Origin of the sequence: Vogesella sp. AC12, from assembly GCF_024437575.1 — a bacterium.
Classification (GTDB): Bacteria; Pseudomonadota; Gammaproteobacteria; order Burkholderiales; family Chromobacteriaceae; genus Vogesella; species Vogesella indigofera.
Map to the genome: position 1 here is coordinate 345,777 of NZ_JANFNU010000001.1, position 16,041 is coordinate 361,817.

Annotated in this window: 8 protein-coding genes; 7 read left to right on the forward strand and 1 reads right to left on the reverse strand. The window is 66.9% G+C overall.

Features of this window, described 5'->3' with window-relative positions; all coding sequences use genetic code 11:
* The first annotated feature begins 31 nt into the window (after nt 1-31).
* The 6 genes from NOM55_RS01800 (at nt 32) to NOM55_RS01825 (ending at nt 5,949) form a co-directional block, all read left to right on the forward strand.
* On the forward strand, nt 32-1,999 hold the full coding sequence (locus tag NOM55_RS01800; protein WP_255907244.1) for an aminotransferase class I/II-fold pyridoxal phosphate-dependent enzyme: 1,968 nt from the start codon (nt 32-34) through the stop codon (nt 1,997-1,999).
* Nucleotides 2,000-2,302: 303 nt separating this feature from the next.
* Nucleotides 2,303-3,226 carry an ornithine carbamoyltransferase gene (gene argF, locus NOM55_RS01805; protein ID WP_255907245.1) on the forward strand — a complete coding sequence of 308 codons (924 nt, stop codon included), beginning with the start codon at nt 2,303-2,305 and terminating at the stop codon, nt 3,224-3,226.
* Between the two features lie 37 nt (nt 3,227-3,263).
* Entirely contained in the window at nt 3,264-4,484 is a 1,221-nt protein-coding gene (locus NOM55_RS01810; RefSeq protein WP_047966258.1) for an argininosuccinate synthase, read from the forward strand.
* Nucleotides 4,485-4,589: 105 nt separating this feature from the next.
* Nucleotides 4,590-4,793, forward strand: coding sequence for a DUF2788 domain-containing protein (locus NOM55_RS01815; RefSeq protein WP_120810039.1), 204 nt, complete (start codon nt 4,590-4,592; stop codon nt 4,791-4,793).
* On the forward strand, nt 4,790-5,410 hold the full coding sequence (locus tag NOM55_RS01820; protein ID WP_047967523.1) for a DUF1294 domain-containing protein: 621 nt from the start codon (nt 4,790-4,792) through the stop codon (nt 5,408-5,410). The genes NOM55_RS01815 and NOM55_RS01820 overlap by 4 nt, the downstream gene beginning before the upstream one ends.
* Before the next feature lie 53 nt (nt 5,411-5,463).
* A complete protein-coding gene (locus NOM55_RS01825) occupies nt 5,464-5,949 on the forward strand; it encodes a YajQ family cyclic di-GMP-binding protein (protein WP_047967524.1) in 486 nt (161 codons plus the stop codon).
* 92 nt (nt 5,950-6,041) lie between these two features.
* Here the strand turns inward: NOM55_RS01825 and NOM55_RS01830 are convergent, their stop codons facing one another.
* Nucleotides 6,042-6,713 (reverse strand): glutathione S-transferase family protein, encoded by a 672-nt coding sequence (locus NOM55_RS01830; protein ID WP_255907246.1) that lies wholly within the window; start codon nt 6,711-6,713, stop codon nt 6,042-6,044.
* A 438-nt stretch (nt 6,714-7,151) separates the two neighbouring features.
* On the opposite strand from NOM55_RS01830, the gene NOM55_RS01835 reads away from it, so the two are divergent.
* Nucleotides 7,152-16,019 (forward strand): GH36-type glycosyl hydrolase domain-containing protein, encoded by an 8,868-nt coding sequence (locus NOM55_RS01835; protein ID WP_255907249.1) that lies wholly within the window; start codon nt 7,152-7,154, stop codon nt 16,017-16,019.
* The last annotated feature ends 22 nt before the right edge of the window (nt 16,020-16,041 follow it).

The following is a 16,041-nucleotide window of genomic DNA, read 5'->3' on the forward strand; positions in this document are numbered from 1 at the left end:
GGGAACACGGCCGGCGCCGCAGGAGAAAACCATGACACCAGTAAGCCGGGTCTTGATCGTCAGCAACGACGCACGCTGGCAGGCCAGCGTGCTGGCGGGGCTGAACGCCGCCGCCGCCAGACTGCACAATCCGCTGGGCCTGTGCTTCGCCAGCGTCGCCTGCAGCAGCGACGCGCTGGCGCAGGTGGCGCACGACGGCGAGCTGCAGTTCGTGCTGCTGGACAAGGGCATGAAGGAGCAGGGGCTGACGCAGCCGGCGGTGGAGCTGGCCAACCAGATTTCCGCGCTGCGGCCGGAGTTGTCGCTGTACATCCTGCTGCAGGACGACGACGAGAAGGTGCTGATGGAGACGCTGGCCAGCCATGCGGTTGACGGTTATTTCTACCGCGACGAGCAGGATTTTCACGGCTGGTTCCGCATCCTCGCCGCCGAGCTGGCGGAGAAGTCGGCGACGCCGTTCTACGACCGCCTCAAGCTGTACGTCAGCATGGCCAAGGACTCGTGGCATACCCCCGGTCACTCCGGCGGCGATTCGTTCAAGAACAGCCCGTGGGTGGGCGATTTCTACGATTTCGTCGGTGAGGAAATGCTGCGCGCCGACCTGTCGGTATCGGTGCCGATGCTGGATTCGCTGCTGCACCCGACCGGGGTGATCGCCGACGCGCAAACGTTGGCCGCAAAGGCGTTTGGCGCGCGCAAGACCTATTTCGCCACCAACGGCACCTCCACCTCCAACAAGGTGATCTTCCAGACGCTGCTGGCGCCGGGCGACAAGCTGCTGCTGGACCGCAACTGTCACAAATCGGTGCACCACGGCGTGATCCTGTCCGGTGCGCTGCCGCTGTATCTCGACTCCTCGGTCAACCGCCACTACGGCATCTTCGGGCCGGTGCCCAAGACGGTGATCTTCGACGCCATTGCGGCCAACCCTGACGCGCGGGTGCTGATCCTGACTTCCTGCACCTACGACGGCCTGCGCTACGACCTGCCGCCCATCATCGCCGCCGCCCACGCCGCCGGCATCAAGGTGGTCGTTGACGAGGCCTGGTACGGTCACGCCCGGTTTCACCACGCGCTGCGGCCAACAGCGCTGGAATCCGGCGCCGACTATGTCACGCAAAGCACGCACAAGGTGCTGTCGGCGTTCTCGCAGGCGAGCATGATCCACGTCAACGACCCGGCTTTCGACGAGCACCTGTTCCGCGAAAACTTCAATATGCACGCCTCCACCAGCCCGCAGTACAACCTGATCGCCAGCCTCGACGTGGCGCGCAAGCAGGCGGTGACCGAGGGCTTCCGCCTGCTCGATCGCGCGCTGAAGCTGGCGCAGGAGTTGCGGCAGAAGATCAACTCCACCGGCGCCTTCCGCGTGCTGGAGCTGGAAGACCTGCTGCCACAGAGCGTATGCGGTGACGGCATCCGGCTGGACCCGACCAAGCTGACGGTGGACATCTCGCAAGCCGGCTACAGTGCCGACGAGTTGCAGCGCGCGCTGTTCGAACGCTTCAATATCCAGTTCGAGAAGTCCACGTTCAATACCATCACCCTGTTGCTGACGGTGGGCACCACGCGCAGCAAGGTGTCGCGGCTGTTCGATGCGCTGCTGCGACTGGCCAAGGAGCAGCGCCCGCCGCGACTGTTGGGGCGGATGCCGGAGATCCCCGGTTTTACCCGCCTGGCCTGTCTGCCGCGCGATGCCTTCTACGAAACAGGTGAACGTCTGCCGCTGTTCGACGACGAGGGACGGGCCAATCCGCAGCTGACCGGTCGCGTCTGTTGCGACCAGATCGTGCCCTATCCGCCGGGCATTCCGGTGCTGGTGCCGGGGCAGGTGATCGACGATGGCATCATCGCCTATCTGGCGCGGCTGTTGAAAACGCAGAAGCGCATCGAGATGCATGGTCTGGACGAGGAGGGTGGCGAGTACCGGGTGCGGGTGCTGACGGCGGCGGAACTGGCAGCATTGCCGGGGCAGGCTAGTGCAGCGGCGCGAGAATGAGCGCCGGCGCTGTCGTGTTGATTATGCTAAACACCGGAAATTGTCTAGCCGTCTGATTCATATAGGTTTTTTTGAAAAAATGCGTGCGAACGCTGGCGCGTAAATGCCACACAGACTTGTCACCAGATTGGATTTCGGATACATATAACCATGTCGCAATTCTGTAAAACATGAAATGGACATGGGCAGATATTGCGACAATCCGAGCCAGGCAACGCCAGTTTGCGTGTAGTAATGTGCCACTGCGCATGAAAACGCCACGTTTTCACGCTGCCGTGGCATTCATTTTTTCCGGAATTCAACATGACCAAAACCAGACATTTTTTACAATTCAGTGACCTGACAGCCGAAGAGTGCCAGCACATCTTCCACCGAGCACAGGTTCTGAAGCGACGACATGTCTCTGGCGAGCTGTACCGTCCGCTGCTGGGCAAGGTCATGACCATGATTTTCGAGAAGAATTCCACGCGCACCCGCGTGTCGTTCGAGGCCGGCATGTCGCAGCTGGGCGGCCACGCCATGTTCCTCGACGGCAAGAGCTCGCAGATCGGTCGCGGCGAACCGGTGGAAGACACCGCGCGCGTGCTGTCGCGCATGAGCGACATCATCATGATCCGCACCTTCGAGCAGAACATGGTGGAAACGCTGGCCGCCAACTCGCGCGTGCCGGTGATTAACGGCCTGACCAACGAATACCATCCGTGCCAGATTCTGGCCGACATCCTGACCTATATTGAACACCGTGGTGACATCCGCGGCAAAACCGTGGCCTGGATCGGCGATGGCAACAACATGAGCCGCACCTGGCTGCAGGCGGCCAAGCTGCTAGGCTTCAAGCTGCAGATCGCCACTCCGGTTGGTTACGAGCTGACGGTGCTGGACGGCCAGGACTACGGCGCGGACTGCTTCGCGGCGTCGCACGACCCGCTGGCCGCCGCGCGCGGCGCCGATCTGGTGACCACCGACGTGTTCACCAGCATGGGCTACGAGGGCGAGGCCGAGGCGCGCCGCCAGGCATTTGACGGTTTCATGGTCACCAGCGAGCTGATGGCTGCGGCCAACCCTGACGCGCTGTTCATGCACTGCCTGCCGGCGCACCGCGGCGAAGAGGTGGCTGCCGCTGTCATTGACGGCCCGCAAAGCGTAGTATGGGACGAGGCAGAAAACCGCATGCACGCACAAAAAGCCCTGATTGAATACTTGATGCTGGGTCGTATTGACGACTGATCCGGCGGCAACCCAAGCGTATCTGAAAGAGAAAACGATGTCTGATATCAACAAAGTCGTACTTGCCTATTCCGGCGGCCTCGATACTTCGGTGATCCTGAAGTGGCTGCAAGACACCTACCAGTGCGAAGTGGTGACCTTCACCGCCGACCTGGGCCAGGGCGAAGAACTGGAACCGGCACGCCAGAAGGCGCTGCAGTTCGGCATCAAGCCGGAAAACATCTTCATCGACGACCTGCGCGAAGAATTCGTGCGTGACTTCGTGTTCCCGATGTTCCGTGCCAACACCGTGTACGAAGGCGAGTACCTGCTGGGTACCTCCATCGCCCGTCCGCTGATCGCCAAGCGCCAGATCGAGATCGCCAACCTGACCGGTGCCGACGCGGTATCGCACGGCGCGACCGGCAAGGGTAACGACCAGGTGCGTTTTGAGTTGGGCTACTACGGCCTGAAGCCGGACGTGAAAGTGATCGCGCCGTGGCGCGAGTGGGACCTGCTATCCCGCGAAAAACTGCTGGCCTATGCCGAGAAGAACGGCATTCCGGTCGACATGAAGCACAAGAACGGTGGCGCGCCATACTCGATGGATGCCAACCTGCTACACATCTCCTTCGAAGGCCGTCACCTGGAAAACCCGTCGGCCGAAGCCGAGGAATCGATGTGGCGCTGGAGCGTGTCGCCGGAAGCGGCACCGGATGCACCGGAATACCTGGACGTCGAATTCGAGCGCGGCGACATCGTGGCGCTGAACGGCGTGCGCCTGAAGGCCCACGAAGTGCTGGCCAAGCTGAACGAGCTGGGCGGCAAGCACGGTATCGGCCGTCTTGATCTGGTGGAAAACCGCTACGTCGGCATGAAGTCGCGCGGCTGCTACGAAACCCCGGGCGGCACCATCATCCTCAAGGCGCACCGCGCCATCGAGTCGATCACCCTGGACCGCGAAGTGGCACACCTGAAGGACGACCTGATGCCACGCTACGCCAGCATGATCTATAACGGCTACTGGTGGGCACCGGAGCGCAAGGCGCTGCAGACCCTGATCGACTACACCCAGCAGAGCGTCAACGGCTGGGTGCGTCTGAAGCTGTACAAGGGCAACGTGATCGTGGTCAGCCGCGACTCGAAGACCAACTCGCTGTTCGACATGAACATCGCGACCTTCGACGACGACGGCGGTGCCTACAACCAGGCCGACGCCGGCGGCTTCATCAAGCTGAACGCACTGCGCATGCGCATTGCCGGCCGCATGAACAAGTAAGCCGGACTGATCTGGCTCATGAAACCGCACCTCTTCGGGTGCGGTTTTTTATTGCCGCTTTTATAATCTGCGGCCAACCTTACCGATCCGTATGCAGGGGACAGCATGAGCGAAGAAGAATTCACCAACTGGTCGATGGGCATCCTGCTCACCGGCCTGATCATTTTCATGGGCTTCATCATCTGGGATCTGGGCAAGAAATCCGGCGCCGGCAAGACCGGCATGATCGCGCTGTTCGTGGTGCTGGGCTTTGGCGTGATGGGCTTCGTGTTCAAGAACATCCTGGTTGAATTCCTGGTGATGAAATGAGCGGCGGCGCGCGACAGGAAAAGGGCGTCATCAGCCGCTGGCAGGACGAGCGCGGTTTCGGCTTCATCCAGCCGGAGCAGGGCGCGGCGCTGTTTGTGCACGTCAGCGCCTTTGCCGCCACGCCACGACGGCCGGCGGTGGGGGACGCGGTGTATTTCCTGCGCGCGCGGGACGACAAGGGCAAGCCGCGCGCCAGTTGGGCCGCGTTCGCCGGTGTGCCGCAGCAGGCGGTGACGGCGCGGGCGCTGCCGGACAACACGCCGCGGCCGTGGCTGGCGGTGCTGTTCGTGATCGTACTGTGCGCGCTGTACGTGCGCGGCCTGCTGCCGCGCGACGTGCTGATGCTGTACGCGGTGATCAGCGTGCTGACGGTGCTGGTCTACCACCGCGACAAGGCGGCGGCGCTGCGCAACCGCTGGCGCACGCCGGAGCGCACGCTGCACTGGCTGGCGCTGCTCGGCGGCTGGCCGGGCGCAATGCTGGCGCAATACTGGTTCCGCCACAAGTCGACCAAGCCGGCCTTCCGCCGCTGGTTCTGGGCGACGGTGCTGGGCAATGGCGCGCTGCTGGGCTGCGGCCTGTACCAGGGCGAGCGGCTGCTGGCGTTGCTGCGCTGACAATTGCCGGGCGCGGCGCTAGAATAAGCGGCAATTTTGATAAGGAAGATGTGATGCCGTCATTTGATACCGTTTCCGAAGTGGATACCGTTGAAGTTCGCAACGCGGTCGACCAGACCAGCAAGGAAGTGGCGACCCGCTACGATTTCAAGGGCACCAGCGCCAGCCTGGAGCTGAAGGAAAAAGTGATTACCCTGCACGGTGACGCCGAATTCCAGATCCAGCAGATCATGGACATCCTGCTGGGCAAGCTGGCCAAGCGCGGCATCGACGTGCGCTGCCTGGAGTACGGCGACGTGAAGCAGGTCGGCGGTAACAAGGCCACCCAGACCGTGACCGTCAAGGAAGGCATCGAGACCGAGCTGGCGAAAAAGATCGTCAAGCTGATCAAGGATGCCAAGCTCAAGGTGCAGGCCAGCATCCAGGGCGAAGCGGTGCGCGTGACCGGCGCCAAGCGCGACGACCTGCAGGCGGTGATGGCGCTGCTGCGCAAGGAAGTGACCGATTTTCCGCTGCAATTCAACAACTTCCGCGACTGATTGCCGCGCGTTGTCACCAAAAAGGCTGCCCATCGGGCAGCCTTTTTTCATGGTGCCGGCAGCTCGGCGCCGCGCCCGCCGTTGCCGCCGTGCTAGCGCAGCAGGCTGTACGGCCCGCCTTGTGCCAGCGCGCGCTGGTAGGCCGGACGGGCGTGGATCGCCTGCAGCCAGGCCAGCAGCCGCGGTTGCCGCGCATCGATAAAGCCGCGTGCTTGTGCCGCCTCCAGCGGGAAGCTCATCTGGATGTCGGCGGCGCTGAAGGTGTCGCCGGCGAACCAGCCGCTCTCGGCCAGCGCCGCTTCCATGAACGCCACGTGCTGGCGGATCTGCGGCCCGAGGTAGCTTTTCTGCACCCCCTTGGCGATGGCGCCGGCGAGCGGCCGCAGCAGCCACGGCATCGGCGGCAGCGACAGGCGGCTGAACACCAGGTGCATCAGCAGCGGCGGCATCGCCGAGCCTTCGGCGTAGTGCAGCCAGTAGCGGTACTGCCGAGCCGCCTCGCTGTCGGCGGGCGGCTGCAGCTGGCCGTTGCCGTAGCGCGCCAGCAGGTATTCGATGATGGCGCCGGATTCGGCGACGGTGATGTCGCCATCGCTGATCACCGGCGACTTGCCCAGCGGGTGCACCGCTTTCAGCTCCGGCGGCGCCAGCAGGGTAGTGGCGTTGCGCTGGTAGCGCTTGATCTGGTACGGCAGCTGCAGCTCTTCCAGTAGCCACAGGATGCGCTGCGAGCGCGAGTTTTCCAGGTGGTGCAGCGTGATCATGGTCGCTCCTTGCGGTGGGGGTGTTCATGATAGTCAGTTTGGCGGCGCGTGGCACAGGCGCTGAAACAAATGTTTGATTCCGAGGTGGCGTCGGTGCTTGCGGCCAACGTTTGTGGCCCGCGTCGCCGCTGCGGCAAGCCGCCTTGCCATTGACATCACCTCGCTGGGTCAGAACGCCAGCTTAAGCATTTTGCCTATGTGTGCTGCGGAACGGAGCGCGGCGGTAGGCTTGCGCATACTGGCGACACGCTTGCGGCGCGATGGGCCGGGCGGCCGCGGATTTTTCGCGGCCATGCCGCGACTGCCGGCACCGATCCCGGCACGCGCTGCTATGGTTCTGGAGTAGGGGCTGCGACATGGTGCGGCCCGCCGCCAGTCCGCTGCTGCTGTCTTTCGCCTGTCCCGGTGCCGCTTGCCGAGGGCCGGCAGGTATTTCTCATGCGCACTTCGTTCCGACAATGGCTGCCTGATCTTGCTGCCTGGCGCCGGCTGCTGACGCCTCTGGCCGGCTGGCGCTGGACGCTGCAGCGCCATGGCATGCCGGAGTTTCCGCTGGAGGACGAGGCGCCGCTGCGCGCCGAGCTGTTCAGTGCCGAGCAGATGGCGCAGTACGGCCGGCAGCTGGCGGCAACGCACCAGCTGGCCGCCGTGCGCACGCCGGATCCGCTGCTGGCAAGGTTGGCCGCCAACGAGGAAACCCTGCTCGAAGTCTGCAAGCTGCTGACCATTACCGTCTCGGCACGGCATCGCATCTCGCCGGCGGCGGAATGGCTGCTCGACAACTTCTACCTGATCGAAGAACAGATCCGCACCGCGCGCCGCCATCTGCCCAAAGGCTATAGCCGCGAGCTGCCGTGTCTGGCCGCCGGCAACGCCGCCGCCAGCTGCCACCCCCGTGTCTACGACATCGCGCTGGAAATCGTCACCCACAGCGACAGCCGTGTCGATGGCGACAGCCTGCGCCGCTTTGTCGCCGCCTATCAGGGCGTGACGCCGCTGCAGCTGGGCGAGCTGTGGGCGATCCCGATCATGCTGCGCCTGGCGGTGATCGAGAACCTGCGCCGTGTCGCGGTGCGCATTGCCGCCGGCTGGTCGGCGCGCAATCTGGCCGATTCCTGGGCCGACCAGATGCGCGAGGCGGCGGAAAAGGACCCGAAAAGCCTGATCCTGGTGGTCGCCGACATGGCGCGTTCCAATCCGCCGATGATCAGCACCTTTGTCGCCGAACTGGCACGCCGGCTGCAGGGGCGCGGCCCGGCGCTGGCGCTGCCGCTGACCTGGATCGCGCAGCGGCTGAGTGAATCCGGCTTCACCATCGAGCAGCTGGTGCAGTCGGAAAACCAGCAGCAGGCGGCCGACCAGGTGACGATCAGCAACAGCATCGGCAGCCTGCGCGCGCTGGGGGCGCTGAACTGGCGCGACTTTGTCGAGAGCATGAGCGCGGTGGAGCAGGTGCTGCAGCAGGACCCGTATGGCGTGTACGGGCTGATGGACTTCGCCACCCGCGACCGATATCGCCACGCGGTCGAGGCCATCGCCAAACGCAGTGCGCTGAGCGAAGTGGCGGTGGCGCAACTGGTGGTGACGCTGGCACGCGGCGTCGCGGTCGAGGATCTGGGGCGGCGGCTGAGCGAGCCGAGCAGCCATGTCGGCTATTACCTGATCGGCAACGGGCTGCCGCAGCTGGAACGGGCGGCCGCGGTGCGCTTTTCCCTGTTGGCCGCAGTGTGCCACGCCGGCTTCCGCCACGCGCTGCCGCTGTTCCTGGGCGGCATCGCGCTGCTGACCGCGCTGTTCAGCGGCCTACTGCTGTGGCAGGCCCAGGCCAGCGGCCTCGGCCTGTGGCCGCTGCTGTTGCTGGGGCTGCTGGCGACCCTGTCCACCAGCCAGCTGGCGGTCACGCTGATGAACTGGCTGGCGACGCTGACGGTGACGCCGCACCTGCTGCCGCGCATGGATTTCAGCCACGGCCTGCCACCGACGGCGCGCACGCTGGTGGTGATCCCGACCATGCTCAGCAACGACGCCGGCGTCGACAGCCTGCTGGAAGGGCTGGAGGTGCGCTTTCTTGCCAACCGCAGCGCACATCTGCACTTTGGCCTGCTCACCGATCTGTGCGATGCCGTATCGGAAGTGCTGCCTGGCGATGCCGCGCTGATCGCCCGGGCGCAGGCCGGCATCGTCGCCCTCAACCACCGCTACGCAACCGCCACCGCCACCGCCACCGCCACCGCCACCGCGACCGAGGGCGAGGGCGAGGCGGGCGAGCTGTTCTTCCTGTTTCACCGTCCGCGGCGCTGGAATGCCGAGGCCGGGGTGTGGATGGGCTACGAGCGCAAGCGCGGCAAGCTGGCGGACCTGAACACCCTGCTGCGCAGCAGCGCGGCATCGGTGGCCGACAGCGGTTTTGCGCTGGTGGAAGGTGTGCGCCAGGTGCTGAACAGCGTCAAGTATGTGATCACGCTGGACACCGATACCCAGCTGCCGCGCGACGCGGCGCAGCAGTTTGTCGCGGCGATGGCGCACCCGCTCAACCAGCCGCACTACGACGCGCGCAAGCGCTGCGTGGTGGCCGGTTACGGCATCCTGCAGCCGCGGGTGGCGGTGAGCCTGCCCAGCACCAACCGCTCGCGCTATGCGCGGCTGTACGGCGGCGATACCGGCATCGATCCCTACACCCGCGCGGTGTCGGATGTGTACCAGGACGTGTTCGGCGAAGGTTCCTTCATCGGCAAGGGCATCTACGACGTGGACATGTTCGCGCTGGCGCTGGACGGCCGCTTTCCGGAAAACCGGGTGCTGAGCCACGACCTGCTGGAAGGCTGCTACCTGCGCGCCGGCCTGCTCAGCGATGTGCAGCTGTACGAGGACTACCCGGCGCGCTACAGCGCCGATGTCAGCCGCCGCTACCGCTGGATCCGCGGCGACTGGCAGCTGGTGTCGTGGTTGCGGCGCAAGGTGCCGGACGCGACGCAGGCGAGCTGCAGCGGCAAGGGGCGGCCCTGCCAGGCCAACCCGCTGTCGGTGCTGTCGCAGTGGAAGCTGCTGGACAACCTGCGCCGCAGCCTGACCCCGGGCGGGCTGATGTTGCTGCTGCTGTTCGGCTGGCTGCTGCTGCCGGCGGCCGGGCTGTGGACGCTGTCGGTAATCGGCGTGATGCTGGTGACCTCGCTCAGCGCCGCGATCCTGGACCTGTTCCGCAAGCCGCAGGATGTGCTGCTGCGCCAGCATCTGCAGGCGGTGGTACGCGTCGCGCTGCGCCACATGCAGCAGGTGGCATTCGAGCTGGCCTGCCTGCCGTTCGAGGCCGCCTACAGCCTGGGTGCCGCCACGCGCACCCTGTGGCGGGTACTGGTGTCGCGGCGGCGGTTGCTGGAATGGAATCCGTCCAGCGAGGTCGAGCGCCTGCTGGCGACGCGCGACCGCAGCAGCCTTGCGGCCAGCTATCGCAGCATGTGGCAGGCACCGGGCAGCGCGCTGCTGGTGGCGGCGCTGTTGCTGCGGCTGAACCCGGCGGTGCTGCCGGTGGCGCTGCCCTTGCTGCTGCTATGGTTGGCCGCACCGCTGCTGGCGTGGTGGCTGAGCCGGCCGTTGTCGACGCAGCCGCCGCAGCTGACGGCCGAGCAGACCCGCTTCCTGCGCCAGCTGTCGCGGCGGACCTGGGCGTTTTTTGCGCGCTACGTCACCGCCGCCGATCACTGGCTGCCGCCGGACAATGTGCAGGCGTCGCGGGCCGACGCCATCGCGCACCGCACCTCGCCGACCAATATCGGCCTGGCGCTGCTGGCCAACCTGGCGGCGCATGACTTTGGCTACATCCCCACCAGCGTGCTGCTGGAGCGCAGCGACAACACCCTGCGCAGCATGCTCCGGCTGGCGCGCCATCGCGGCCATTTTTACAACTGGTACGACACGCAGACGCTGCAGCCCTTGCCGCCCTTGTACGTGTCCAGCGTCGATAGCGGCAATCTGGCGGCGCATCTGCTGGTACTGCGCGCCGGGCTGCTGGCGCTGGCGGATGCACCGCTGCTGTCGCCACGGCTGCTGGACGGCCTCGGCGACACCTTGCTGCTGCTGGCCGGCAGCGGTAGCGGCGCCAGTGCGGCACGGGCCGGCCAGCTGTACCAGGCGCTGGATGATCGCCCCCTGACCGCCAACACCCCGCTGGGCGCCCTGCAGCAGCGGCTGCAACACCTGCAGGGGGAGGCCGACGAGCTGGTGGCGCTGGCGGCGCGCGAGCTGGGCAGCGGCAGCGATATCGACGCCGGCAACGAGGCGCACGACTGGGCGCTGGCGCTGCAGCAGCAATGCCAGCAGGCACACGACCAGCTGCTGTGGCTGGCGCCGTGGCTGGCACTGCCGTCGCCGCCACCCGGGCTGGACGAGGTGGAGCTGCCATCCACCGCCAGCACGCTGCAGCAACTGGCGACACCGCAACAGGACATCCGCCTGCCGGAGGCGGCCACCCCGGTCCAGCGCAACTGGCTGGCCGAGCTGCAGCAGGCGCTGGTCACCGGCCGGCAGCGCGCCGCGCTACAGCTGCAGCAGGCCAACCAGCTGGCGCAGCTGGCCGGGGAACTGGCGCAGATGGATTACGACTTTCTGTTCGACCCCACCCGCAAGCTGCTCAGCATCGGCTACAACGTCAGCGACGGGCGCAGCGATGCCGGCTTTTATGACCTGCTCGCCTCCGAGGCGCGGCTGAGCAGTTTCGTCGCCATCGCCCAGGGGCAGTTGCCACAGGACAGCTGGTTTGCGCTGGGGCGGCTGCTGACCGGCAGCAGCGGCGAGCCGGTGCTGCTGTCGTGGAGCGGCTCGATGTTCGAATACCTGATGCCGCTGCTGGTGATGCCCAGCTACGAGCACACCCTGCTGGACCAGACCTGCAAGGGCGCCGTGGCGCGGCAAATCCAGTACGGCGCACAACGCGGCGTGCCATGGGGGGTGTCCGAATCCGGCTATAACGCGGTCGATCCGCAGCGCAATTACCAGTATCACGCCTTCGGCGTGCCCGGGCTGGGGCTGAAGCGCGGCCTGGCCGACGATCTGGTGATCGCACCGTACGCCGCGGTGATGGCGCTGATGGTGGCGCCGGAGGCGGCCTGCAGCAACCTGCAAAGGTTGGCCGCAGAAGGCGTGCTTGGCCGCGACGGCTTTTTCGAGGCGGTGGACTACACCCCGCTGCGCCAGCTGCGCGGCCAGACGCGCACGGTGGTGCGCTCGTTCATGGCCCACCATCAGGGCATGAGCCTGCTGGCGCTGGCGCACTGGCTGCTGGCACAGCCGATGCAGCGCCGCTTTGTCGCCGATCCGCTGCTGCAGTCCAGTCTGCTGCTGCTGCAGGAACGGGTGCCGAAGGCCACGGCGCTATTTGCCCACCACGTCCGCCGTTTCGACGCGGTGGCGGTGGCGGAGCCGGCGCAGACCCCGACGCGGCACTTCACCTCGCCGCAGACCCCGGCGCCGGCGGTGCAGCTGCTGTCCAACGGCCGCTACCACGTGATGCTGACCCAGGCCGGCGGCGGTTACAGCCGCTGGAAAGGGCTGGCGGTCAGCCGCTGGAACGAGGACCCCACCTGCGACAACTGGGGCAGCTTCTGCTACATCCGCGATCTGGCCAGCGGCGTGTTCTGGTCCGGCGGCTTCCAGCCGACGCTGAAGCAGCCGGAGCAGTTCGAGGCGATCTTTTCCGAAGGCCGCGCCGAATACCGCCGCCACGACACGCTGGGCGCCAACGAGGGCCACTTCGAAACCTATACCGAGATTGTGGTGTCGCCGGAAGACGATATCGAGCTGCGCCGCCTGCGCATCACCAACCGCTCGGCACAGCCGCGCGAGCTGGACATCACCAGCTACGCCGAGGTGGTGATCGCGCCGCCGGTCGCCGACGCGCTGCATCCGGCGTTCAGCAAGCTGTTCGTGCAGAGCGAGATCCTCGCCGCGCGCCACGCGATACTGTGCACGCGCCGGCCGCGCGCGCAGGACGAGGCGGTGCCGTACCTGCTGCACCTGATGCAGGTGCACGGCGTGGCGGCGGAAATGTCCTACGAAACCGACCGCCTGCGCTTTATCGGCCGCGGCCGCAGCACGGTGTCGCCGGCGGCGCTGCACGGCACCGCGCCGCTGTCCGGCAGCGACGGCGCGGTGCTGGACCCGATCGTGGCCATCCGCGGTCGCCTGGTACTGGCGCCGCAGCAGGCGGTTACCGTCGATCTGGTCACCGGCATGGCCGACAGCCGCAGCGCGGCCGAGGCGCTGATCGACAAATACCAGGACCGGCATCTGGCCGACCGCGTGTTCGACCTGGCGTGGACGCACAATCAGGTGATGCTGCGCCAGCTCAATGCCAGCGAGACCGAGGCGCAGCTGTACGGGCGGCTGGCCGGCGCCATCCTGTACGCCCATGGCGCGCTGCGCGCCAGCCCGGCGATCCTGGCCAGCAACCGTCGCAGCCAGTCCGGGCTGTGGGGCTACGCCATTTCCGGCGATCTGCCCATCGTGCTGTTGCAGATTGCCGATGCAGCCAACATTGCGCTGGTGCGGCAGCTGGTGCAGGCCCACAGCTACTGGCGGCTGAAAGGGCTGCCGGTGGATCTGGTGATCTGGAACGAAGACCACGCCGGCTATCGCCAGCAATTGCAGGAGCAGATCCTCGGGCTGATCGCCGCCGGGGTCGAGGCCAGCGTGATCGACCGTCCCGGCGGCATTTTCGTGCGCTCGGCCGAGCATATCTCCGCCGAAGACCGCATCCTGCTGCAGGCCGTGGCGCGGGTGGTGCTCAGCGACAGCCGCGGCACGCTGGCCGAGCAGCTGGAGCAGATTCCGGCGCGGCTGCCGCTGCCGGCGCCGCTGTTGCCGGCGCAGCGCTACCGTCCGGTGCTGCCGGCCAGTCCGGAGCCGCCGCCGCGCGAACTGCTGCTGGACAACGGCCTCGGCGGTTTCAGTGCCGATGGCCGCGAGTACGTGATCCGGCTGCGCGCCGGGCAGAGCACGCCCGCGCCGTGGGCCAACGTGCTGGCCAACGAGCAGTTCGGCACCGTGCTGTCGGAAAGCGGCGCCGGTTACACCTGGTACGGCAATGCCCACGAATACCGGCTGTCGCCGTGGCATAACGATCCGGTCAGCGACGCCAGCGGCGAGGCGATCTACCTGCGCGACGAGGAAAGCGGCCACTTCTGGTCGCCGACGCCGCTGCCGGCGTGCACGCCCTTGCCCTACGTCATCCGCCACGGCTTTGGCTACAGCGTGTTCGAGACGGTGACGGACGGCATCGAATCGGCGCTGTGGGTGTATGTCGCCAGCGACGCGGCGGTGAAGTTCTCGGTGCTGAAGCTGCGCAATGTCTCCGGCCGTGCGCGGCGGCTGTCGGTGACCGGCTACGTGGAGTGGGTGCTGGGCGATTTGCGCGCCAAGTCGGCGCTGCATGTTGCCACCGAGATCGCGCCGCAAAGCGGGGCGCTGTACGCGCGCAATGTCTACAACAGCGAGTTTGCCGCGCTGGTGGCGTTTTTCGATGTCGACGACAGCACGCGCAAGCTCACCGCCGACCGCGGCGAATTCCTCGGCCGCAACGGCTGCCTGCGCCACCCGGCGGCGCTGCAGCGCAGCACGCTGTCCGGCAAGGTCGGCGCCGGGCTGGATCCGTGCGCGGCGATGCAGCTGCAGCTGACGCTGCAGGCGGACGAGGGGCGCGAGGTGATCTTCCGCCTGGGGGTTGGCCGCAGCAGCGAGGAGGCGGCGGCACTGGTGCAGCGCTATCGCGGCAGTGACGCCGCCAGGCTGGCGCTGGATGCGGTGCGCGGCCACTGGCTGCAGACGCTGGGCGTGCTGCAGGTGCAGACGCCGGATGCCTCGCTGAACGTGCTGGCCAATGGCTGGCTGCTGTACCAGACGCTGGCGTGCCGGGTGTGGGCGCGCAGTGGCTACTACCAGTCCGGCGGCGCCTTCGGATTCCGTGACCAGCTGCAGGACATGATGGCACTGGTGTACGCGGCGCCGGCGCGGGTGCGTGCGCACCTGCTGCTGTGCGCCAGCCGCCAGTTCCGCGAGGGCGACGTGCAGCACTGGTGGCATCCGCCGCTGGGGCGCGGCGTGCGCACCCGCTGCTCGGACGACTACCTGTGGCTGCCGCTGGCGGTGTGCCGCTATGTCGCGGTGACCGGCGATGCAGCGCTGCTGGGCGAATCGGTGCTGTTCCTGGAAGGGCGGCCGCTGACGGCGGAAGAGGACTCCTACTACGATCTGCCCGGCGGCGGGGTGGAGGCGGCCAGCCTGTACCGGCACTGTGTGCTGGCGATCCGCCACGGCTGGCGCCTGGGCGCGCACGGCCTGCCGCTGATCGGCTCCGGCGACTGGAACGACGGCATGGATCGCGTCGGGGTGCAGGGCCGGGGCGAGAGCGTGTGGCTCGGCTTTTTCCTGTGCGAGGTGCTGCGCCAGTTTGCGCCGCTGGCGCGCGGGCAGGGCGACGCCACCTTTGCCGACGAGTGCGAGGCACAGCGCGCGCAACTGGCCGCCAGCCTGGCGACGCACGGCTGGGACGGCGCCTGGTATCGCCGCGCCTACTTTGACGATGGCACGCCGCTGGGCTCGGCCAGCAACGAGGAGTGCCGCATCGATTCCATCTCGCAGAGCTGGGCGGTGCTGTCCGGCGTGGCCGATGCCGTGCGCGGCCGGCAGGCGATGGACGAGGTCTACCGCCAGCTGGTGCGGCCGGAGGCGGCGCTGGTGCAGCTGCTCGATCCGCCGTTCGACCACTCCAGCCTGTATCCGGGCTATATCCGCGGCTATGTGCCGGGCGTGCGCGAGAACGGCGGCCAGTACACCCACGGCGCGATCTGGGCGGTGATGGCGTTTGCCGCGCAGGGCGATCAGCAGCGGACGTGGGCGCTGCTGTCGATGATCAACCCGCTGCAGCACAGCCGCAACGCGGCGGAGGTGCAGCGCTACAAGGTGGAACCGTATGTGATGGCGGCGGACGTGTACGCGATGGCGCCGCACACCGGCCGTGGCGGCTGGAGCTGGTATACCGGCTCTGCCGGCTGGATGTACCGGCTGATACTGGAATCGGTGCTGGGGCTGACGCTGCACGGCGCCCGGCTGCGCATCGTGCCGTGCCTGCCGCCGGCGTGGCCGGGCTATACCCTGACGTACCGCTATCACGACACCCCGTACCGGATCGAGGTGCAGCGCGCGGCGGTGGCGGGCATCACGCTGGATGGCGTGCCGCAGGCCGGCGACGAGGTGTTGCTGCAGGATGACGGCCAGCCGCACCTGCTGCAGGTGAACTGGACGCCCGCGCCCTAGGGCCTGATGACGCAAGGTTGGC

Coding starts and splice junctions, on each gene's coding strand:
- NOM55_RS01835 (WP_255907249.1), top strand. CDS start 7,152: ATGCGCACTTCGTTCCGACAATGGCTGCCTGATCTTGCTGCCTGGCGC.
- NOM55_RS01830 (WP_255907246.1), bottom strand. CDS start 6,713: ATGATCACGCTGCACCACCTGGAAAACTCGCGCTCGCAGCGCATCCTG.
- NOM55_RS01820 (WP_047967523.1), top strand. CDS start 4,790: ATGAGCGGCGGCGCGCGACAGGAAAAGGGCGTCATCAGCCGCTGGCAG.
- argF (WP_255907245.1), top strand. CDS start 2,303: ATGACCAAAACCAGACATTTTTTACAATTCAGTGACCTGACAGCCGAA.
- NOM55_RS01800 (WP_255907244.1), top strand. CDS start 32: ATGACACCAGTAAGCCGGGTCTTGATCGTCAGCAACGACGCACGCTGG.
- NOM55_RS01825 (WP_047967524.1), top strand. CDS start 5,464: ATGCCGTCATTTGATACCGTTTCCGAAGTGGATACCGTTGAAGTTCGC.
- NOM55_RS01815 (WP_120810039.1), top strand. CDS start 4,590: ATGAGCGAAGAAGAATTCACCAACTGGTCGATGGGCATCCTGCTCACC.
- NOM55_RS01810 (WP_047966258.1), top strand. CDS start 3,264: ATGTCTGATATCAACAAAGTCGTACTTGCCTATTCCGGCGGCCTCGAT.